Here is a 19,740-nt window from a genome sequence, read left to right on the forward strand (position 1 = left end):
AGATGGCTTCAGGCGTCGTTATTTCCGGACCATTTCCGTCCGCGTCGGCGCGAAGCGAAGCCGCGCGCGTCGAACCGCTCGCGGATATCGACTACGCACTGGACCTGCGTCAACTGACCACGCGCTTTCCCAGCGAGGACGGGCCGATCATGATCGTAGACAACGTGAGCCTGTCGGTCCGACCGGGCGAGACGCTAGCCGTGGTGGGGGAGAGCGGCTCCGGCAAGACCATGACTTTTCTGTCGGCCATAGGGTTGGTTCCGGCGCCGGGCAAGGTCGTGTCGGGTCAGGTGATGTTTGACGGAACCGACCTGCTCACGTTGTCGATGGAGGGGCTGCGCAGGCGCCGCGGCGCGGGTGTCGCGATGGTTTTTCAGGATCCGCTTTCCGGCCTCAACCCGGTGTTTCCGATCGGCGAACAGATCATCGAGGTCTTGAGGGCGCATCGGCCGATCGGGCGCGCCGAGGGACGCCGACGCGCCATCGAGCTTCTCGATCGGGTGCAGATTCCGGACCCGAGGCGGCGCGTCGACGATTATCCGCACCAGCTTTCCGGCGGCATGCGCCAGCGAGTGCTGATCGCCATGGCGATCGCGCTGGAGCCGCGGGTCTTGATCGCCGACGAGCCGACGACCGCGCTCGACGTAACAGTGCAGGCGCAGGTGCTGGAGTTGCTCGCCGGGCTGCGCGACGAGACCGGCATGGCGATGGTGCTGATCACTCACGATCTCGGGCTGGTGGCGCGCCACGCCGACCGGGTGGCGGTGATGTATGCCGGGCGCGTGGTCGAGGAGGGGACGATCGACGCGGTGTTCAAAGCCACGGCGCATCCCTACACGGTCTCGCTTTTCCGCAGCGTGCCGCATCTCGACGCCGATTCCGCTGTCGATCTGAAGGCGATCGAGGGCCAGCCCCCGAACCCGGCGTTCCTGCCGGCCGGCTGCGCGTTCGAGGAACGCTGTTTCCTCGGCGCCGGGCGCGAGGATTGCCTCCGGCGCGCCCCCGCGCTGGCGGATACGGGAGCGGGCGATCACCGAACCGCCTGCCATCACGCCGCTGAACTTCGTCAGCGCGAGGGTCGGCCATGACCGCGCTCCAACCTCGTGCGGAGGCCAGCGCCGGCGAGACGCTGCTCGACGTCCGCGACCTGACGAAGCATTTCGGCGGCGGCTCGCTGCTGCCCGGGCGCACCCGATCCGTCGTACGGGCGGTCGACGGCGTCAGTTTCGAAATAAGGCGTGGAGAGACCTTCGGCGTCGTCGGCGAAACAGGTTCGGGCAAGAGCACGCTGGGCCGTCTTGTCCTGCGCCTTCTCGACCCGACGGAAGGGCGAATCGTGTTCGACGGACAGGACATCACCGCCATGCCCGGCGGCCGCGTGCGCGCCCTTCGCCGCGACATGCAGATGGTGTTCCAGGACCCCTACGGATCGCTCGACCCCCGCATGAAGGTCGGACGGATCATCGTCGAGCCGATGCGCGTACACGGGCTGGCCCGTGAGAATCGCGCCGCGCGGACGGCGGACATCATGCGGCAAGTCGGCCTCGCGCCGCACGCAGCGGATCGCTACCCGCACGAGTTCTCCGGCGGGCAGCGCCAGCGCATTGGCATCGCGCGCGCCATGGCGCTGGATCCCAAGCTCCTGGTGCTGGACGAGCCGGTTTCCGCGCTGGATGTTTCCATCCAGGCGCAGATCCTGAACTTGTTGCGCGACATCCAGCGCAGGACCGGTGTCGCCTTTCTCTTCATTGCGCATGATCTCGCGGTGGTGCGCCACATTTCCGACCGGATCGCGGTGATGTATCTCGGACGCATCGTCGAACTGGCGACGCGCGAGAATCTCTACGCGAGACCCCGGCATCCCTACTCGGCGGCGCTGCTGAGCGCCGCGCCGATCCCGAATCTGGAGAAGGAGAGGTCGCGCCGGCGAATCTCGCTTTATGGCGAGATCGGGTCCGCGACAGACATGCCGACCGGCTGCCGCTTTCATCCGCGTTGTTTCAAGGCGCGCATCGTCGCGCGCCGCGGCGGGCTGGAGACGGCCGCCGCGCGTGACGGGACGGTTCTGCCGGCGCCTTGCGTGCGCGCCGATCCAGCGTTGAAGCAGGATGGCGAGGGCCAGATGGTCGCGTGTCACTTCCCACTCGACAAGACCGAAGCGGAGGCCGCGCCGGCGGTCGCGGGTGACGAAACTGGAGGGCGATCATGAACCAGTCGCGCGAGAGCAACTACACCGGCGTCTTCGACACCCTGCTAGGCTGGGGCGCGAAACCCGCTCTTCTCGTCATCGACTTCACCTGCGCATACACGACGCCCGGCTCGCCGCTCTACGCCGAAGGCGTGGTGGCGGCGGCGGAGGCGAGCGTCGATCTGCTCGCGATTGCGCGCGCCGGCGGAACGCCGGTCGTCTACACCAAGGTTATGTACCACCCGTCCGGTGTCGATGGCGGTCTCTTTACCCGCAAGGTCCCGGCCCTTCGCCGGCTGGTCGCGGGCGAGCGGCTTGTGGAGATCGACAACCGCGTTGCGCCGCAGCCCGAGGACCTGGTGATCGTCAAGAACTACCCCAGCGCCTTTTTCGGAACGTCGCTCGCGTCAACTCTGACCGCCGAGGGCATCGACACGCTGATCCTGATCGGTTGCTCGACGAGCGGCTGCGTGCGCGCGACCGCGATCGACGCCATTCAGCACGGGTTTCGCGCGATCGTTCCCCGGGAATGCGTCGGCGACCGTCATAATGGACCGCACGACGCCAATCTGTTCGACATGAACGCGAAATATGCCGATGTCCTGCCCAAGGCGGAGGTCGTCGCGCATCTGAAGGGGCTGGCCCGTACCGACGCGGCCTGAACCCCCGATATCCTGGAGGACCGACCATGAACGACACCAGCCAAGCCGACGCCACCGAAGACAAGATTTCCGTCTACTGGCAAACTGGCTGCACGAGTTGCCTACGCACCAAGGAGTTCCTGACAGAGCACGGAATCGAATTCAGGTCGCGCAACGTTCTCGAGGACGACGCCGCGCTGGATGAACTCGCGCGATTCGGCTTGCGTCAGGTGCCGATCGTCGTCCGCGGAGACGAATGGGCGAACGGCCAGATCCTGCGCGATGTTGCGAAGCTGTGCGGCATACCCTGGGGCCAGGACAAGATACTGCCGCCGGATGAGCTGCGCCGGCGCATCGACACGATCATCGATGTCACCCGCGCGAACACGCTGAAGCTGCCACAGTCTGAAATGCGTACGAATCTGCCCAATCGCCCCCGGAGCCACGCCGATCTCGTCTACCACATCTTCAATATCGTCGATGCTTTCGTGGAGCAGGAGGAGGGCGCGCCGCTGGTCTATGAGAGCTATTACAGGCTGCCGCCCGCGGCAATGCAGACGCCCGAAGGGCTTTGCGAATACGGCGACCGGGTCGCGGAGCGGTTTGACGACTGGTTCGCACGTGACGGCGCGACCGCCGACTGGAGCGCGCGCGTCGAAGTCTATTACGGCAAGCAGTCGCGCCACGATTTCCTGGAACGGACGACCTGGCACAGCGGCCAACACGCGCGTCAGCTGATCTGGGTGCTTGAGCGGCTCGAGATCGAGCCCGCCGAGCGATTCGCGCCAGACGCATTCGCCGGCCTGCCAATCCCGACGAATGTCTGGGACACCGAACTAAGCGTCGCCTGAGCGGGCTATCGCGCCTTCTCCTGGCGCCTCGTCCTCGGGAGGCGGAGGCAATGAATTGATGCGCTTCGGCTTGCGCGTTTCCCATGCCGGTTCAACTCGCTCGAACGACGTCAGCGGGCGACAGGGGTGATTGGGCGCTGGGTGCAGGCGGCACAGACCCTCGCCAGCAGGTTCCTGACGTTCGACACGCCCCAGGTCCCGCCGCGCCTCGTCAGCACGACGCGGACGTTCAGCGCCGCGGTGACCCGGCTCAAGACCGCGGTGCTGCGTCTCCAGCGTCTCGAATCCCGCGCCGGCGCGCGAAGGCTCCCGGCCGCGGAGGTCTCGGCCGCGACGCTCGTCCAGCTTGGCGCCGCGCTGGTCCGCGAGGCGCAGGACGACCCCGGTCTCGACCCGGTCGCGCGCGCCGTCCGCGCCCGCGACGGCGCGGCGATCCTGCTCCTCGCCTATTGCCCGCTCCGGATGTCGACGTTCTCCAAAACGCCGAGGCCGGGCGTTCCACCACCCCAACCGTTCCACGCCCGGCCTCGGCTCTCACCTCAGCTTCACGACGCCGTCTGTCAGATCAAGTGCTGACTTCTACAGTTCAGAGAGCTATGATGCTCGAGCCCCGGGCCTGGGTAATCCCGCCTTGAGCTTTGAAGTCCGTGTCGCCTATTCCGTCGTCGATCGCTCACCCCGGCCTTCCGGCCATGCCGTGCTCCCGTTCGGTCCGATCGGGGTCACGTCATTCGATAATCCTCCTGCTTGACGCTGATGGCCCAGATCATTCGGGCCATTTTGTTTGCGAGCGCGACGGCGGCCACCATCTTCGGCTTGCGCGCCACCAGATTGGCCAGCCAGCGGTTCGCGCTGCCGCCCTTCCTCACGACCCATCGAATCACGCTCATCGCACCGACGATCAAAAGCCTTCGGATGTCAGTCTGGCCTATCTTGCTGACGGCGCCCAATCGAGCCTTTCCACCGGTAGATCGCTGTCGCGGAACGAGGCCCAACCACGCGGCGAAGTTGCGCCCACTGTCGAACGCTTCGAGGTCCGGCGCGAAGGCTGCGATAGCGCCTGCCGTGACCGGACCGATCCCCGGCACCGTACAGAGGCGGCGCAATTCCTCGTCGGTCTTCGATGCATCCTCGAACTCGGCGCCCAGCCGCCCGATGACTTCGGTCAGCCGGGAGATCTGCTCGAGGTAGAGCGCGCCCATTTCGCGGACCGAGCCCGGCAGGTCGATATCGGGCTCGGCCAACGCATGTTCCAGCACCTTCAGGCTGGCTGGACCCTTCGGCGCCACGAGGCCGAACTCGGCCAGATGCCCCCGGAGCGCGTTGATCAGCTGGGTTCTCTGCCGGACGAAGCACTGGTGGGTCCGGAATGCCACTGCGCGGCCCTGCTTCTCAGCGCTCTTCACCGCTACGGAGCGCATGGTCGGACGCGACGCTGCTTCCGCGATCGCCTCGGCGTCGGCACGGTCGTTCTTCTGTCGCTTCACGAACGGCTTCACGTATGCCGCCGGGATCAGGCGCGCCTCGTGTCCATGAGACTGAGCGACCCGGCCCGAGTGATGGGACGTGGCGCAGGCCTCCATCGCCACCACGCAAGACGGTTGGTCCGCCAGCAATTGATAAAGTCGCGGCCGCGATACTGACTTGTTGAACGCGACGTCCCCGTCCGCTCCGACGCCACAAACTTGAAAACTGCCCTTGGCAAGATCGATCGCCAGCATGCTAATCTTCGTCACGGAAACCTCCCTCGCTTGGTTCCTATAGAACCGTTCTGGCATACTCGATGCCGTCGGGTGGGGGCATCCACCGCATCAGTTCAGTTGGTCATGGCGCCGGCCACAGTAAGACGATCTCTGCAGGCCATGCAGGATATCAGACCCGTCCCCTTCCTAAATGCAATTCCGTACCCTCTGCCAAGTGTTCTCGAGGTGACGCTCCATTATTTTAGAAAGGCGCATGCCATCCCGTGATTCAAGGGCGGCGACCATTTCCTCGTGTTCCGACACCGCCTCAGCCCAGTGTTCGGATCTACCGTTCCCTATAAACCGTATCCGTTTGAGACGTGCCTGAATGTTGGCCTGAATCTCGACGAGCATGGAATTGCCGCTCAATGCGGCCAGCCGGCTGTGGAATTCCTGATTAAGTTTGTAATAGGGAAGCCGGTCTCGGGTTCGATAATATTCGATCATCCGGTGATGGAGATCTATCATGCTGTCAATCTCGGTATCCGATGCCCGCTCACAGGCCAGTCGCCCGATCAGGGCTTCCAGGTTCGCGAGCACCTCCAGCATGGATTGAACTTCCTGGGGGCTCAGCTTTCGCACCCGGCTGCCATGCGAGGGGCGAATTTCGATCAGGCCTTCCGCCGCAAGCGTGCGCAACGATTCGCGAAATGGCGTGCGCGATACGCCTAGCTGGCGCAAAAGTGTGCTTTCGTCGATCCGGCTTCCCGGCTCCAAGATCCCCTCGATAATTAGATCCCGCACTCGGCTGGCCACCTGATCGTGCAGCGTCTCTTTGCGAACGGCCAGCGGATGGTCGGATTCCGTCGCGTCATGCATCGAATTGCTCCTTTCGTAGATATTAGCAGCGGTTCGCGTCAGGGACAGCTTGAATTTAAGATAGAAAATATTGTATACATCACAAAGTGACGATTGCTTGCTCAAATTGGTGAGGGGTCATGAGAATTGCGTTCGCTCTGGGCGATGCGGCTGGCGTCTCGCCGGAACTCGCCGCCAAGATCCTCGCCGATCGCGCGATAGAGGCGGGAGAGATGGTCGTGATCGGCGACGCGCGGGTGCTGGAGCGTGGATGCGCGCATGCCGGGGTCGAGCTGAAGCTGCCCCGTGTGACGGTGGACGAATTGCGCGATCGACCGGACCGGACGGTTCTGCTGGATATGGCGAACTGCGACCCCGACGACGTGCCGCTGGGCGTGGCGAGTGAACCCAGTGGACGCGGCTCGGTCCAGAACTTCCGCATGGCGCTGGAGATCGCCAATGCGGGCATCGCCGATATGGTCTTTTTCACGCCCTTCAACAAGCATGCGATGCGTTTGGCGCAGCCTGACTATGTCGATGAAATCGGCTTTATCGACAGGACAATCGGCGCAGCCGCGTCAGGGCGCGAATTCAATGTCCTCGATGAAGTCTGGAATGCGCGTGTGACCTCGCACATCCCCTTGAGAGACGTTGCAGAAACGCTGAGCGTGGATCGGATATATGACAGCATAAAGCTGACGTTTCAGGTCATGAAGAATGCCGGATTCGATCGCCCGCGCATCGGCGTCGCGGCCTTGAACCCTCATGCCGGAGACGGGGGCAATTTCGGCGCCGAGGACGACGAGATAATCGCGCCCGCCGTTGCGCGCGCCCAGGGCGAGCAGATGCCTGTGACCGGTCCAGTCCCCTCCGATACGGTGTTCTTGCGGGCCGTCAAGGGCGAATTCGACGCCGTGCTGACCATGTTTCACGATCAGGGGCAGATCGCGATGAAGCTTCTCGGGTTCGACCGGGGGGTTACGCTGATCGCCGGCTACCCGTTTCCGATCGTCACGCCGGCCCATGGGACCGCCTACGACATCGCAGGGCTGGGGAAGGCGAACGCCGGCGCCGCAATCAAGGCGGTGGAGCTGGGTCGGGAACTGGTGGCCAAAAAGGGCCTGGCAAATAGCGGCCCCAGAGTAGTTCATCCCTCCGGGCGGGGTGTTTCAAGTCACCTTACGCGCCCATGACAAACGATCTCAATATCAGAATGAGAGGGTGAGCCTGAAATCTGAAAATGGGCTGAAATGTTGTGGTCTAATACTGTGCGACATTCATGCCCTGTCAGAAAGACTGACGGTCCCGGTTGAAGTTCGTCAGAGAGGGATGGGCCGGGAACGTCAAAACACATGGAGGAGAACAAAATGAACCTTACACAAAACCTGATGCGTTCCACGGGAGCTATTGCGGGGGCGTTAGCGCTGCTTTCTTCCGTATCCCTATCGGGTGCGGCTGAAGCGCAAGAGTACAGCTTCCGTATGGCCATCGGCGACCCGATCATTTCAACTGTCGCGATCGGGGCGGAAAAATTTGCCGAGATCGTCACGGAAAAGACGGATGGGGATGTCGAAATCGAGATCTTTCCGGATGGCATCTTGTTTGGCGGCGATCAGAACGCCGCGGTCAACCAGCTCGGCGACGGCGCTCTCGACATGGTCATCTTGAGCAGCAACGTATTTGCGTCATTCGAACCTCGAATGAACGCGATGAGCCTCCCGTATCTGTTTTCAGACTATGGCGAGCTGGAAAAATACATGAAAGGCGAGCCGGGCCAAACCTTGCTTTCGTCTCTCGACCGGTTGGGCATCAAAGGTTTGGCGATGATGCTTCGGACCTTTCGTCACGTGACGACTTCGGATCGCGTCATAACCAAGGTCGACGATCTGAAGGGGCTGAAGCTGCGCGTTCCAAACAACCAGCTGTTTGTGAAATTCTTCAAGGAAGTCGGAGCCAACCCGACGCCGATGGCCTTCACCGAAGTCTACACGGCCCTTCAGCTGGGGGCGATAGACGGACAGGAAAATCCCGTGGAGATCCCGCTGTCCAACCGGTTCTACGAAGTGCAGAAGCACCTGAATCTCACCGGTCACATCGGCGACGCGTATATTCTCGCCGTCAACAAGGACCTGTGGGATGGCCTGCCGCCGGAGCTCCAGGAGATCATGCAGGAATCGGCGCTCGAGGCGGCCGAGTACAAGGGCAATTACGATCGTCAGGAAGAAGCTCGCATGATCGAAGAGCTCAAGGAGAAGGGGATGGAGGTTCACGAGCTTGATCCCGAAGAAAAAGAGAAGCTCAAGAAAATCTCCCTGGCCCTCTATCCTGAATTCGAGGCTCTGGTGGGTGCGGAGTTCATGCAGGAAAGCCTGAAATTTCTAGGCCGGAATTAGGGACTGCTATCCATGGTGTCGGAAAAGACAGGTGGGGTGCGGATGCGGGTCACCATCGCGATCGACCGCTGGCTCTGGCGTCCGGTCGATGGGGTGCTCCTGATCTGCGTCTCGAGCATGCTGATTGCGGTCTCCACTCAGGTTTTCGCACGCACCTATAATTTTTCGACACCATGGACCGAAGAGCTGTCCAGATTCCTGTTCATCTGGACCGCTTTTCTTGGCCTGAGCGTTGGATTCAGAAAATTACATCATCCGCGGATCATGCTTCTTGTAAACATCTTGCCTCCCATATTTCGGCGCGTGTCGGTTCATATCTATGCATTGACGGGCATGATATTCTTTTCTGTAGTTGGATGGTATTCCGTGAAGCTTGTATATCGACAAATCAGGATTGGCGAAGTTTCGCCGGTGCTGGGGATCGGCATGTATATCATCACGATACCCGCGGTTATTTCTGCGGTGCTATCGGTCATCGCTCTGATTCAGACTGTCTATCTGGACAAGGCGTCACGCTCTCAGCTTGAAGATACAGATAGGGTCATCACGTGAGTTGGCTACTTCTTGGGACTTTTGCGGCCCTGAGCATTCTTGGTGTGCCGCTTGCGGTGGCTCTTGGTCTGGCCGCCATGTTTGTGCTTCAGGTCGAGGGTATCCCGCTCTCAGTCGTGTCGCAGGCGATGTACACATCGGTGAACAGCTTTCTTTTGATCGCTATTCCTCTCTTCATACTTGCTGGACATGTAATGGAGAGAGGCGGCCTGTCCGAGCGCATATTCGAGGCCGCGAACGTTGTCGTGGGGCGCTGGCGCGGTGGACTTGGCCATGTCAATATCGCCGCCAGCTTCATATTCGGTGGAATTTCCGGCTCGGCCATCGCCGATGTGGCGAGTCTTGGCCCTCTTGAGATCCGCGCAATGACGGAGCGAGGCTATCCGCGCGACTATGCGGCTGGCCTTACGATGACGACAGCGACATTGGCGTCGATCGTTCCGCCAAGCATTCTCATGATTATCGCCGCATCCGCCGCCGGGCAGTCGGTCGGCGGCGCGCTCGCGGGCGGCGTGGGGCCGGCGATCATTCTCGCCATGGGGTTTGTGCTGATCAACTATGTGATCGCACGCCGAAACGGGTATGGCGTAATGGAGCCTCCAAGAGGCTTTTCCCAATCAGCCCGCACCATCGGTGTGGCTTTGCCCGCCCTCGGCGCGCCAATCATCATTCTTGGGGGAATGTTTTCCGGAATAGTCACCCCGACTGAGGCGGCTGGCCTGGCGGCGTTCTACACATTCCTGGTGGGGTTCGTGTTCTATGGCGGGTTCAAGCTTCGTGAAGTTCCAGGCATCTTGATCAGCGCCGGACGCACGACGGGCACGGTCCTGCTCATCATGATGAGCGCCAGCGTCGCGACCTATGTTTTTACGATTGATCGCCTGCCGCAAAAGGTCAGTGAAGCCATTCTGTCCGTCTCCGCCGATCCAACGATCATTTTGCTTTTGATGGGGGTGATCTTCCTCATAGTGGGAATGTTCATGGAAATTATCGCCGCCGGACTGATTCTCATTCCGGTTCTGTTCCCTGTCGCGGTGAGCGTAGGCATCGACCCGCTGCATTTCATCGTGTTTCTTGTGACCGGCTTGTCTCTCGGGCTCGCCACGCCGCCTGTCGGCGTCTGTCTTTTCGCCACGGCCCAGATCAGCGGCCTTCCTATCGAAAAACTGGTTCGGGTTTCACTGCCGTTTTATGCGTGCAGCATGGTTATATACCTGTCGATCGCAGTCTTTCCGGAGATTGTTCTTCTGCCTATCCGTATCCTCATGCATTGAGTTTGCGGGGGGCGATAGAGGAGGGCGGAAGGCCCTCTTGTGCGGATTGGTTTTGATCGGCGCTGGCGAGTTTGGCTCGACGTGTTTGGCTGATGTATGATCGAGTCGATGGGGCCGCGGATCCGCAGAGGACGCACATGACGCGATCAGCCAACCCGCGATCCCGGGCTGTCTTCGGCGGAAGACGGGGCGCGAGCAAAGCAATCTCCTATCTCAAGGAACACTGAGCGTGAGTAAACTAACTGATTTGGACGCCACCGAAATTGCACGGCGCGTCGGCAAGGGCGAGATTTCGATCAGCGAAGTCTGCTCCGCCTTTCAAGATCGGGCGGCTGACCTCAATGAGGGTATAAATGCTGTCGTTACGTTCAATGACGATGCTCTGACGCAGGCGAAGGCCGCAGACGATCGGTTGGCTGCAGGTGCGCCGGCGCGGCCGCTGGAAGGCGTGCCTTTCGTCGTCAAGGACAATATTCCGACGGCCGGATTGCGGACGACCTTCGGCTCACTTGTTCATGAAACCAATGTACCGAAAGAGAGCGCTATCGTCGTCGAGCGTTTGCAGGCCGCCGGCGGGATCCTCATGGGAAAAACCAATACGTCCGAATTCGCCACGGACGTAAATACGACCAACAGGATCTTCGGCCTCACCCGAAATCCGCTCGATCCATTTGTCAGCGCAGGCGGATCCAGCGGAGGAACTGCGGCTGCGATCGTATCCGATATGGCCCCGATCGGGCTGGGAACCGATCACGGCGGCTCCATCAGAATTCCGGCGGCGTGGGGCGGCATTTCGGGTCTGCGCCCAAGCCCCGGCCGCGTTCCAGTTTATCCGGCCGAATTCGCCTGGGATACGCTCGTCGCGCATGTTCAGGGGCCGCTGGCCCGCACGGTCAGAGATCTGGGATTGATGCTGTCGATCCTTGCGGGCCAGGATAATCGCGATCCGAGCAGTCTGCCGGATCCCGATGCGGACTATATTGTGGCGGCCCGGGACGGCTCGCCATTGCGCGGACGCAAAATTGCTCTCTGTATGGATCTTGGCGGCGTCATGCCTGTCGATCCGGAGGTCGCCGAGGCGGTGCGGGCGGCGGCCGCCACCTTCACCCAGCAGGGCGCGATCGTCGAAGAGGCATGTTTCGACGCAAGCGACATTCGGGACATCATCGCGGGAACGCGGAGCTTCGGAGTGATTGGTCGGTTTTCGGAGCTTCTGGAGGAACATGCTCCAAAATTGACGAAGCAATTGGTGAACCAGATAGAGGGCGCCGCCAGCCAATCGCTCGCAAGCGTCGCGCGGGCGGAGCGCCTTCGCTCGGCATACTGGCGCCGGGTGCGCAATTTCCTCGAGAGATACGAATTCATCTTGACGCCGACTATTGGCGCGCTTCCATTCCGTATCGATCAACCTCTTCCAAATCACATAGGTGGGGTGGAAGTTGAAAACTACTACGATGTGTTTCTTGGGGTGTACGCTTTCAGCCTGGTCGGCTTGCCGGCGATTTCTGTGCCATGCGGCGTCTCCAAATCGGGGCTTCCGATCGGTTTGCAGATCGTTGGCCACCGCCTTCGGGACGACAAGGTTCTGGCCGCGGCGGCGAGTTACGCCCGCATCCGCCCGCAACATTTTAAGAGGCGACCCATACGACGACCGGAGGGTAGGCTCGGCTATGAGGTCGATACACCTGGCACGCGTACAGCGGCCTTGTCAGACTAAACGAGCTTGAGCGTGGGAGGTCCGATTTGTTGTAGAAGTCATCACTTGATCTGACAGACGGCGTCGTGAAGCTGAGGTGAGAGCCGAGGCCGGGCGTGGAACGGTTGGGGTGGTGGAACGCCCGGCCTCGGCGTTTTGGAGAACGTCGACATGACCAAGGACCAGAAGATCATCCGCGCGAAGGTGGGGCTGCTCGAGCTCGCCAAGCAACTTGGGAACGTGAGCCAGGCCTGCAAGATGATGGGCTACTCCCGCGACAGCTTCTATCGCTTCAAGGAGCTCTATGAGACCGGCGGCGAGATGGCGTTGCAGGAGCTGTCGCGGCGCAAGCCGCTCCTGGCGAACCGGACGCCGCCGGAGGTGGAGGCGCTGATCGTCGAGCTGTCGCTGGAGCTGCCGGCCTACGGCCAGGTGCGCATCGCCAACGAGCTGCGCAAACGCGGCCATTCGCTTTCGCCGGCCGGCGTGCGCGGGGTCAGGCGGCGTCACGAACTGGAGACGATGAAGAAGCGTCTGAAGGCGCTGGAGGCGAAGGTGGCGCAGGACGGCATCGTCCTGACCGAGAGCCAACTCGCCGCGCTCGAGAAGGCCAAGGCCGAGAAGGAGGCGCACGGCGAGTTCGAGAGCGAATGTCCGGGCTATTGCGGCGCCGAGGACACCTTCTATGTCGGCAACATGAAGGGCGTGGGCCGGATCTATCAGCAGACCTTCATCGACACCTATTCGAAGGTGGCCTTCGCCAAGCTCTACGAGCGCAAGACGCCAATCACCGCGGCGGACCTGCTGAACGACCGCGTCGTGCCGTTCTTCGACGACCAGGAGGTGAAGCTCTGCCGGATGCTGACCGACCGGGGGACGGAATATTGCGGCAAAACGCCGATGCAGACCTTTCTTGACGCCGCGCCAATAGCGAAGGAGAAAATGATCGCCGCCTGATCACAGATCGACAGGTGGAACCCGACCGACATCCGGACGCCAAATGTCCGATAAAGTCTAAGAGCCTGCCCCGAAATGAGTTGAGCGATATCAGAGGGTTGTGATTCACGTCGGTTTGCAACGACTGACGGAGACCCGATGCCCTGGGATGATATCGCCCGCGCGGAATATGCGCGACGGTCAGCGCGCTATGCAAGCGACCTGACGGATCGGGAATGGGAGGTGATCGCCGCCTACATGCCTGATCGACGCGGTCTGGGCCGCCCGCGCACAACCGATCTGCGGGAGGTGATGAACGCGATCCTTTACATCGCCTCGACCGGCTGCCCTTGGCGCTATCTTCCGACGGAGTTTCCGCCTGTTTCGGCCGTGCAGCGTTACTTCTACCGCTGGCGGGACGAAGGCTTCTGGCCCGCACTCAACAATGCGCTGGTGATGGTGTCACGGGAGCTGGAGGGGCGCGAGGCGTCTCCGACCGCAGGCGTGATCGACAGTCAGAGCGTGAAAACCACAGAGGCGGGAGGGGTTTGCGGCTACGACGCTGGGAAAAAGATCAGGGGCCGCAAGCGCCACATGGTGGTCGATACGATTGGGCTGATGGTTGGCCTGGTCGTTCACGGCGCCGGCGTGCAGGACCGCGACGGCGCCCCGCTCGTGCTGGCGTCCATCCGCAGACGCTGGCCGTGGCTGCGCCACGTCTTCGCACCCTCTCGGTGAATGTTCCATTCACCTGCCGGGCGATGGACGGCGGCTATGCCGGGAAGAAACTGCGCCGCGCCCTGACCGGGTTCGGCGACTGGCGCATCGAGATCATCAAGCGATCTGATCGCGCCGAAGGGTTCGAGATCATTCCAAGGCGATGGGTTGTCGAGCGCACCTTCGCATGGCTTGGAAGATGCCGCCGTCTCGCCAAGGACTGGGAGCGATCCATCGCCTCGTCCGAGGCGTGGGCGAACGTCGCGCATATCCGACTGCTCACCAGACGCCTCGCAAGGTATTGTTATGTTTGACCGAGTTTCGAGCCAGGCTCTTAGCCGTCTCAATCGAAACCTCTTTGACGATCGAAAAATTAAATTTGCGTTTATCAGCGCGATATTCGTCACCCCCAGCGCGCCTATCCGAAGCCTTCATTAAAACCGTTAAGCGCGACTACGTCCGCGCTATGCCGCTTCGCCGCGCCTTTACTATGCGTTTACAGCGCCTGTTAGCCAATTCACAAGGCGAAGCCGGACTGCGTGCAGGTGGGTATGCATTTCGCGACGGGATCGCTCGGGGTCGTCGCCTGCCAGCGCTTTTAAGATTCGAATGTGTTCCTTGGCCTGATTAACGAAATTCGATGGCATTCTAGGGGCGTGGCACATCCGCGCTTTTCGCCTGAGATCCATGATCATATCTTGCAGAAGCGGCTCTCCGTTGGCCTCGGCGATGCTGTCGTGAAATGCGTCGTCATGTTGCCAGAACTTCTCAAGAGCGACATCTTGCGCATTGGCGAACCGGGCTGCGTCCGCGGCCAATGTGGCGGCGAGGCGCGTGTTCATCCGACCCGTTGCAAGCGCTGCTGCCTCTCCTTCCAGAGCTCGGCGAACCGTGAGGATTTGCAACAGATCTTCGATGTAGAACCGCCGAATCATCACAGCGCCATTGGGAAGGCGTTCGACTAAACCCTCGCCCTCGAGCCGCACCAAGGCCGCTCTCAGCGGCGTTCGAGACACACCGATGACGCCAGCGATGCGCCGTTCAGTCAGGACGGACCCTTGGGGGAGGGTGCCATCAATGATTTGCGCGCGCAGCCCTTGATAGCTGCTTTCCGTCAAGTTCAACTGATTGCTGCTGTTAGCGGATTCGCGTGATTGAGCCATCTTTATGTTTCCGGTTCGGTGAGCGAGTTAAGCGGCGCCCAAAAGCTAAAGTCGCCTGCATCGCCGCGGCGTTGGTGGCGCTTCACACGGCATTCGGGCCGTGGAGCCGCTGCTTTGGCCAGTGCTGTTTATGGATTAGCTCATAAGACTTCACGAATTTTTCTCCCAGATTTTTTGTTGCAACAGCCTTCATGCTTGCTACGGTATACCAAGTGGATACCTAAAAGGGAAAGCCTTAGATGAGCCGCGTTATCCGAACTGAACCGCTTACTTCAGAGCGCTTTGAGCGCTATGGAGACGTTCTCGTCCCGCCATCGTCGGCTGGTCGCAACTTCTTCGAGGCGAGTTTGCGCAATGATCGTCTAGATGTCGGGGCAAGTCTTTCCTTGTCGCGGGTCGAGGCCGCTGAATCCTTTCCGCTGAAAGCGCTGCGGATGGAGCGCCACGAAAAAAGCTCACAGTCCTTTGTGCCATTGGGGCCTGTTCGGTTCCTCGTGCTCGTCGCCCCCCATGCCGCTGAAGGGGGGCCGAACATGGGCGAGGCGCGCGCTTTTCTCGCTCAAGGCGGAGTCGGCGTCACCTACGGCGCTGATGTCTGGCATCACCCGCTATCCGTCTTTCAAGCTCCTGCTGGCTTCGCGGTCTTCATGTGGCGCGACGGTGGACCCGAAGACGAAGAATTTGTCGACATTGAGCCTTTAACGGTGCTCCCCATGGAGGACATCTGATGCCCAGCTATGATCGCGACCTGATCGGCTACGCCAATAATCCCCCAAACCCGCGTTGGCCCAGCGGAGCGCGGGTCGCTCTAAATTTCGTCATGAACTATGAGGAGGGCTCAGAGCCCTCGGTTCAGGATGGCGAGGGTTATACCGAAACCGGGCTGACCGAGGCTCCGCTCGATCCGGGCGTAAAGGGGCGCGACCTCGCGGGCGAGGGCATGTTCGCCTACGGCTCGAGAGTCGGCTTTTGGCGCTTGATGCGCCTGTTCCAGGAGCGAGGTCTGCCGCTGACCGTTTTTGGATGCGCATTGGCGATCGAGCGCAACCCGAAGGCGGCTGCGGCCATCGCCTCCTCAGGGTTTGACGTCTGTTGCCACGGATGGCGCTGGGTGCCCCATTATCATCTGAGCGAGGAGGAGGAGCGCGAACACATTCGAAAAGCAATCGCATCCTTGCAGCAGACGATCGGCGAGCGGCCGTTGGGCTGGTATTGTCGGTATGGCCCCAGTGTAAACACCAGAAAGCTTTTGATGGAAGAAGGCGGATTTCTCTATGATAGCGACGCCTATGACGACGAATTGCCTTACTGGACTAAAGTTAATGGGGATCCCCATCTCGTCGTTCCGTACAGCCTTACTCACAATGATGGGAAGTTCATTAATGGCGGCATAGCAACCGGTGGTCAATTCTTCGAGTTTTTGAAGGATGGTTTTGACATGCTGTGGCGCGAAGGAAAAGGCACCCCAAAAATGATGTCGGTGGGCCTTCACATGCGGCTCATCGGTCATCCAGCGCGCGCAGCAGGGCTGGAGCGCTTTCTCGACTATGTCTCAGCGCACAAGAATGTGTGGATCACTCGGCGGCTCGATATAGCCGAGCATTGGCGCACCCACCATCCGTTCCCCGAAGCAAGAACATAAAGCGGAGGATGCCCACATGCAGCGACGTCAACCTAGCCGCCGGACCGCCTTGAAACTGGCGGACGCCGGCGCATTCAGCTTGGCCACCGGCATCGGCACGAGATCCAGCTTCGCCAATCCCCGGGGCGACGGGTTCATCACCGCTTCGATCCTCGGCGCGCTGCCGCACCTGCATCCCTGGGAGTACCGAACCATGATTTCGGAGCTTTGCCGATCCTGACCTGCAGCAACCTAGTGTACACCGCGCCCGATGGCACGCTGCATCGCGAAGTCGCCGCCGCCATGCCGGAGATCTCGGAAGACAGACTTCATTATTCATTCGACCTGCGCGACGACGTCATTTTCGCTGACGGGAAGAAGCTTGACGCTGAAGACGGCGTCTATCCGCTCGAGTTCGAAACCGCCGAGGACGTTGCGGTTTCGAACTCCCGGCATTCATCGAGAAGTACAACGCCAGGCGCCTTCATTCATCGCTTGGCTATCTCAATCCCGACCAGTACGAAAAGAAGCACGCCCGGCCGCCGGTCAAAGACGCTGCCTGATCGTGCCCGGCCCAAGGGGCCCACTCCAGCGGCCGGCGTAAAAGTCGGCCACTTTTGCCCTTTCTGGCGACAGGGAGGGTGGACGACATGTTCTTGCCTCCTGAGGCCTTCGACTGAGCTCTGAACGTGGCCATGGCGCATAGCGGCGGGCGGACCGTCATCATTGACGCCGGGCTCGTGCTGGACCCGAATCTTAACCTGCCGCGAGCCGGACAATTGATCGGGAGATTGGAGGCTGCTGGCGTCGATCTCGCCTCCGTGACGGACGTCGTGCTGACGCACATGCATATGGATCATGTCGGCGGGTTGCTCGTCGACGGGGTAAAGGGACGGCTGCGTCCGGATCTGCGGATCCACGTGGCGGCCGCCAAAGTGAAGTTCTGGGAGGCGCCCGACTTCAGGTCAATTCGCGCAGACCGGCTGTCGGGAAAGAGCAAAACCAACCACCTTGTCGCCCGACGGCAATGTGACCACGCTTGCAGCACTGACGGCGAAGCGGGCGGGGTGTGACTGGCTCCATCCGGAACGGCCTGCTGGATCTGGGTGCGAAGATCGAGGGAAAGGCTTTCGACATGTCCACCGGCCTCTGTCTCAGGTGGACATCTTGAATCAGACCAAACCTCCGAACGGAAACCCCCACGGTTCAAACAGATAGGATTCCGTTGCAAGACACGCCTGCGCCGGAGTGGGCGACGTCAGGCGACAACCCGCACCGGGTTCCCTTCGGCGAACGCGCGGATATCCTCGACCATCTGGCCGTAGAACAGCCGGAGGTTCGCTTCGGTCACATAGCCGAGATGCGGCGAGATCTGGATCTTCGGCTCGGCGCGATAGGGATGTTCGAGCGGCAGCGGCTCTTCGTCATAGACATCGAGACAGGCGCCGGCGATGCGGCCCGCCCGGACGGCGTCTAAGAGCGCTCCCTCCTCTACGATCGGGCCGCGAGAGGTGTTTACGAGAATTGCGCCCGGCCGCATCAGTGCGAGCGCCTCCGCGCCCACGAGGCCGCGCGTACGCTGAGAGAGTTGGAGATGGATCGAGAGGAAGTCGGAAGCCCGGAACAGGTCTGTCTTCGATACATGGCCGACGCCCAGTTCCGCGCAGCGCTCCGCGGTGAGGTTCTCGCTCCAGGCGATCACGTTCATCTCGAATGCTGCGGCGATGCGAGCAACCCGCTCGCCGAGACGGCCGAGCCCGAGAACGCCCAGTGTCTTGCCGCTGAGATCTAGCCCGATCGTCTCCTGCCAGACGGCGCCGGCCTTCAGCCGCGCGTTCTCATGGCCAACCTTTCGGGCAAATTCGAGCATATGGGCGAAGACCAGCTCAGCCGTGGGGTGCACGGCCGAGTCGGTGCCGCACACGCTCACCCCCCGGGCATTCGCCGCAGCAACGTCGATCGCCGCATTGCGCGCTCCGGAGGTCGCTATCAGCCTGAGCTTCGGCAGCGCCCCGATAATCTCGGCGGTGAAGGGCGTGCGCTCGCGCATCAGGCAGATGATCTCGAAATCCGCCAGGGCGGCGGCGATTTCCGCGGCGCCACCGATCGGAGCGTTGAACACCGTGATCTCCACCTGCCTCGTCAGCGACCCCCAGTCCGCCATCGAGAGGGCGGCGTTCTGATAATCGTCGAGAATCGCGCAGCGCATCCGATCCGTCTCCTTCGTGTTGCCGCACTACACTCATACTCTCGTAACCTGGAGTCCCGGCCGAAGTTGAATTTCCTCGGCCGGGTTGCCGGTTAGGCGCGGTAGGTCAGAAAATCGCACCTGCATGCCCGCGAAAAGGATGCCGTTAGAGTGGAGCCCTACCTGCTAGCGATGAACGGCCATTTCTGTCGCCTCGCTCAGGCGTCGAGAACGACCGCCACATAGACGAAGCCGGCGCCTATGGCGACGTAGGTCAAGTCCGCCACCCAGAGTTGGTCGGGGCCATGGACCTCGAAGTCGCGTGCGACGAACGGGAAGATCGGCCCGTCGTGGTCGCTGTCTGCGGTGCGGGTGAAGCGCCGTCTTCTCCGCGGGGTGAGGTCATGCTCGCGCATCAGCCGACGAGCCTTCTTGGCGTTGATGATTTGGCCTCGATGGCGGAGCTCGACGCCGACATGGCGGTAGCCATAGCACTCGAACTCGTCGGTGATCGTGCGGATTTCCGCTACGATCACGTCGTCGGACAGCCTTGTCTCTGGCGCAGCGTAGAAGGTGGAGCATGGCACGTCCACCAGCGCACACCCCCGTTCGATGGAGAGGCCGCGGGGCCGCTCGTCGCGGATATAGGCGCGCTTCTCGGGGAGCGTGCGTTATTCTGAACCCCCTTTAGAAACTCGATCTCGAGTGCTTGACGTCCGACAAGCCGCTCGAGCGCGGCGATCCGCGCCTCGCACTCGGTCAGCAGCTCGGCCGACGCCATGTCCTGGTCGAGCGAACCGGCCTCCGCCTTCTCGACCCGGATCCGGATCAGGTTGCGAGGCAGGTCATGGCGTCGGCCGAGCGCGTGAAGCGTCTCCCCGGCGTGGTACTCGGCAACGATCTGACGCTTGAAGTCGATGCTGTGGCTGCGGTGTCTGGGCATTGGCCTTATTCCTCAGAAAGCCCGACCCCGGTCAATC

The 19,740-nt window shown here is 61.4% G+C and carries 20 protein-coding genes and 2 pseudogenes; 16 read left to right on the forward strand and 6 right to left on the reverse strand.

Annotated elements, in window-relative coordinates:
- Positions 1 to 2: 2 nt before the first annotated feature.
- The 5 genes from G5B40_RS14955 to G5B40_RS14975 all read left to right on the forward strand — a co-directional run bounded on the left by G5B40_RS14955 (position 3) and on the right by G5B40_RS14975 (position 4,256).
- Positions 3 to 1,088 (forward strand): ABC transporter ATP-binding protein, encoded by a 1,086-nt coding sequence (locus G5B40_RS14955; RefSeq protein ID WP_165100097.1) that lies wholly within the window; start codon positions 3 to 5, stop codon positions 1,086 to 1,088.
- A complete protein-coding gene (locus tag G5B40_RS14960; RefSeq protein WP_165100100.1) occupies positions 1,085 to 2,209 on the forward strand; it encodes an ABC transporter ATP-binding protein in 1,125 nt (374 codons plus the stop codon). The genes G5B40_RS14955 and G5B40_RS14960 overlap by 4 nt, the downstream gene beginning before the upstream one ends.
- Positions 2,206 to 2,850 (forward strand): isochorismatase family protein, encoded by a 645-nt coding sequence (locus G5B40_RS14965; RefSeq protein ID WP_165100102.1) that lies wholly within the window; start codon positions 2,206 to 2,208, stop codon positions 2,848 to 2,850. Before G5B40_RS14960 ends, G5B40_RS14965 begins: the two co-directional genes overlap by 4 nt.
- 26 nt (positions 2,851 to 2,876) lie before the next feature.
- The gene (locus G5B40_RS14970; RefSeq protein WP_165100105.1) at positions 2,877 to 3,680 is read left to right on the forward strand and encodes a glutaredoxin domain-containing protein; all 804 of its coding nucleotides are present in this window, start codon (positions 2,877 to 2,879) and stop codon (positions 3,678 to 3,680) included.
- 126 nt (positions 3,681 to 3,806) lie between these two features.
- A complete protein-coding gene (locus G5B40_RS14975; RefSeq protein WP_165100108.1) occupies positions 3,807 to 4,256 on the forward strand; it encodes a hypothetical protein in 450 nt (149 codons plus the stop codon).
- Positions 4,257 to 4,402: 146 nt separating this feature from the next.
- Here the strand turns inward: G5B40_RS14975 and G5B40_RS14980 are convergent, their stop codons facing one another.
- Positions 4,403 to 5,416, reverse strand: coding sequence for an IS110 family RNA-guided transposase (locus tag G5B40_RS14980; RefSeq protein WP_165100111.1), 1,014 nt, complete (start codon positions 5,414 to 5,416; stop codon positions 4,403 to 4,405).
- 153 nt (positions 5,417 to 5,569) lie between these two features.
- Positions 5,570 to 6,241, reverse strand: a complete 672-nt coding sequence (locus G5B40_RS14985; protein WP_165100114.1) for a GntR family transcriptional regulator — start codon at positions 6,239 to 6,241, stop codon at positions 5,570 to 5,572.
- Positions 6,242 to 6,360: 119 nt separating this feature from the next.
- On the opposite strand from G5B40_RS14985, the gene G5B40_RS14990 reads away from it, so the two are divergent.
- The 7 genes and pseudogenes from G5B40_RS14990 (at position 6,361) to G5B40_RS15020 (ending at position 14,102) form a co-directional block, all read left to right on the forward strand.
- On the forward strand, positions 6,361 to 7,413 hold the full coding sequence (locus G5B40_RS14990; protein ID WP_165100116.1) for a 4-hydroxythreonine-4-phosphate dehydrogenase PdxA: 1,053 nt from the start codon (positions 6,361 to 6,363) through the stop codon (positions 7,411 to 7,413).
- A 159-nt stretch (positions 7,414 to 7,572) separates the two neighbouring features.
- Complete coding sequence (locus G5B40_RS14995; RefSeq protein WP_211907339.1) at positions 7,573 to 8,613, forward strand: DctP family TRAP transporter solute-binding subunit; 1,041 nt, start codon at positions 7,573 to 7,575, stop codon at positions 8,611 to 8,613.
- A gap of 12 nt (positions 8,614 to 8,625) precedes the next feature.
- Entirely contained in the window at positions 8,626 to 9,165 is a 540-nt protein-coding gene (locus G5B40_RS15000; RefSeq protein WP_165100119.1) for a TRAP transporter small permease, read from the forward strand.
- Positions 9,162 to 10,439: a TRAP transporter large permease gene (locus G5B40_RS15005; protein ID WP_165100123.1), complete on the forward strand. Its 1,278-nt coding sequence runs from the start codon at positions 9,162 to 9,164 to the stop codon at positions 10,437 to 10,439. The genes G5B40_RS15000 and G5B40_RS15005 overlap by 4 nt, the downstream gene beginning before the upstream one ends.
- A gap of 229 nt (positions 10,440 to 10,668) precedes the next feature.
- Entirely contained in the window at positions 10,669 to 12,156 is a 1,488-nt protein-coding gene (locus G5B40_RS15010; RefSeq protein ID WP_165100125.1) for an amidase, read from the forward strand.
- A 150-nt stretch (positions 12,157 to 12,306) separates the two neighbouring features.
- A pseudogene (locus tag G5B40_RS15015) lies at positions 12,307 to 13,029 on the forward strand (helix-turn-helix domain-containing protein); the annotation flags it as partial.
- A gap of 201 nt (positions 13,030 to 13,230) precedes the next feature.
- Positions 13,231 to 14,102: pseudogene (locus tag G5B40_RS15020) on the forward strand (IS5 family transposase).
- Between the two features lie 174 nt (positions 14,103 to 14,276).
- Here G5B40_RS15020 and G5B40_RS15025 read toward each other — a convergent pair.
- Positions 14,277 to 14,951, reverse strand: a complete 675-nt coding sequence (locus G5B40_RS15025) for a GntR family transcriptional regulator (RefSeq protein WP_165100130.1) — start codon at positions 14,949 to 14,951, stop codon at positions 14,277 to 14,279.
- Positions 14,952 to 15,190: 239 nt separating this feature from the next.
- Here G5B40_RS15025 and G5B40_RS15030 point away from each other — a divergent pair, with 239 nt between their 5' ends.
- The 4 genes from G5B40_RS15030 (at position 15,191) to G5B40_RS15050 (ending at position 17,645) form a co-directional block, all read left to right on the forward strand.
- On the forward strand, positions 15,191 to 15,679 hold the full coding sequence (locus tag G5B40_RS15030; RefSeq protein ID WP_165100132.1) for an ureidoglycolate lyase: 489 nt from the start codon (positions 15,191 to 15,193) through the stop codon (positions 15,677 to 15,679).
- Positions 15,679 to 16,593 carry an allantoinase PuuE gene (locus G5B40_RS15035; protein WP_179961584.1) on the forward strand — a complete coding sequence of 305 codons (915 nt, stop codon included), beginning with the start codon at positions 15,679 to 15,681 and terminating at the stop codon, positions 16,591 to 16,593. The genes G5B40_RS15030 and G5B40_RS15035 overlap by 1 nt, the downstream gene beginning before the upstream one ends.
- Positions 16,594 to 16,609: 16 nt before the next feature.
- A complete protein-coding gene (locus tag G5B40_RS15040) occupies positions 16,610 to 16,813 on the forward strand; it encodes a hypothetical protein (RefSeq protein WP_165100135.1) in 204 nt (67 codons plus the stop codon).
- Between the two features lie 454 nt (positions 16,814 to 17,267).
- Entirely contained in the window at positions 17,268 to 17,645 is a 378-nt protein-coding gene (locus tag G5B40_RS15050; protein WP_246209858.1) for an MBL fold metallo-hydrolase, read from the forward strand.
- A 185-nt stretch (positions 17,646 to 17,830) separates the two neighbouring features.
- On the opposite strand, the gene G5B40_RS15055 is transcribed toward G5B40_RS15050, so the two are convergent.
- From G5B40_RS15055 to G5B40_RS15065, 3 genes are all read right to left on the reverse strand, one after another.
- On the reverse strand, positions 17,831 to 18,781 hold the full coding sequence (locus tag G5B40_RS15055; protein ID WP_165100138.1) for a D-2-hydroxyacid dehydrogenase family protein: 951 nt from the start codon (positions 18,779 to 18,781) through the stop codon (positions 17,831 to 17,833).
- 197 nt (positions 18,782 to 18,978) lie between these two features.
- Entirely contained in the window at positions 18,979 to 19,296 is a 318-nt protein-coding gene (locus G5B40_RS15060; protein ID WP_165100141.1) for an IS3 family transposase, read from the reverse strand.
- Entirely contained in the window at positions 19,293 to 19,703 is a 411-nt protein-coding gene (locus G5B40_RS15065) for a transposase (RefSeq protein ID WP_165100143.1), read from the reverse strand. Before G5B40_RS15065 ends, G5B40_RS15060 begins: the two co-directional genes overlap by 4 nt.
- Positions 19,704 to 19,740 lie beyond the last annotated feature (37 nt).

The organism is Pikeienuella piscinae (assembly GCF_011044155.1).
GTDB classification, from domain to species: domain Bacteria; phylum Pseudomonadota; class Alphaproteobacteria; order Rhodobacterales; family Rhodobacteraceae; genus Pikeienuella; species Pikeienuella piscinae.

Bases quoted from the DNA above. Each gene is read 5' to 3' on its own strand.
- G5B40_RS14985 (WP_165100114.1), bottom strand. From the start codon at position 6,241: ATGCATGACGCGACGGAATCCGACCATCCGCTGGCCGTTCGCAAAGAG.
- G5B40_RS15025 (WP_165100130.1), bottom strand. From the start codon at position 14,951: ATGGCTCAATCACGCGAATCCGCTAACAGCAGCAATCAGTTGAACTTG.
- G5B40_RS15065 (WP_165100143.1), bottom strand. From the start codon at position 19,703: ATGCCCAGACACCGCAGCCACAGCATCGACTTCAAGCGTCAGATCGTT.
- G5B40_RS15050 (WP_246209858.1), top strand. From the start codon at position 17,268: ATGGCGCATAGCGGCGGGCGGACCGTCATCATTGACGCCGGGCTCGTG.
- G5B40_RS15035 (WP_179961584.1), top strand. From the start codon at position 15,679: ATGCCCAGCTATGATCGCGACCTGATCGGCTACGCCAATAATCCCCCA.
- G5B40_RS15040 (WP_165100135.1), top strand. From the start codon at position 16,610: ATGCAGCGACGTCAACCTAGCCGCCGGACCGCCTTGAAACTGGCGGAC.
- G5B40_RS14955 (WP_165100097.1), top strand. From the start codon at position 3: ATGGCTTCAGGCGTCGTTATTTCCGGACCATTTCCGTCCGCGTCGGCG.
- G5B40_RS14960 (WP_165100100.1), top strand. From the start codon at position 1,085: ATGACCGCGCTCCAACCTCGTGCGGAGGCCAGCGCCGGCGAGACGCTG.
- G5B40_RS14970 (WP_165100105.1), top strand. From the start codon at position 2,877: ATGAACGACACCAGCCAAGCCGACGCCACCGAAGACAAGATTTCCGTC.
- G5B40_RS14995 (WP_211907339.1), top strand. From the start codon at position 7,573: ATGGAGGAGAACAAAATGAACCTTACACAAAACCTGATGCGTTCCACG.
- G5B40_RS14990 (WP_165100116.1), top strand. From the start codon at position 6,361: ATGAGAATTGCGTTCGCTCTGGGCGATGCGGCTGGCGTCTCGCCGGAA.
- G5B40_RS14965 (WP_165100102.1), top strand. From the start codon at position 2,206: ATGAACCAGTCGCGCGAGAGCAACTACACCGGCGTCTTCGACACCCTG.
- G5B40_RS15000 (WP_165100119.1), top strand. From the start codon at position 8,626: ATGGTGTCGGAAAAGACAGGTGGGGTGCGGATGCGGGTCACCATCGCG.
- G5B40_RS15055 (WP_165100138.1), bottom strand. From the start codon at position 18,781: ATGCGCTGCGCGATTCTCGACGATTATCAGAACGCCGCCCTCTCGATG.
- G5B40_RS15030 (WP_165100132.1), top strand. From the start codon at position 15,191: ATGAGCCGCGTTATCCGAACTGAACCGCTTACTTCAGAGCGCTTTGAG.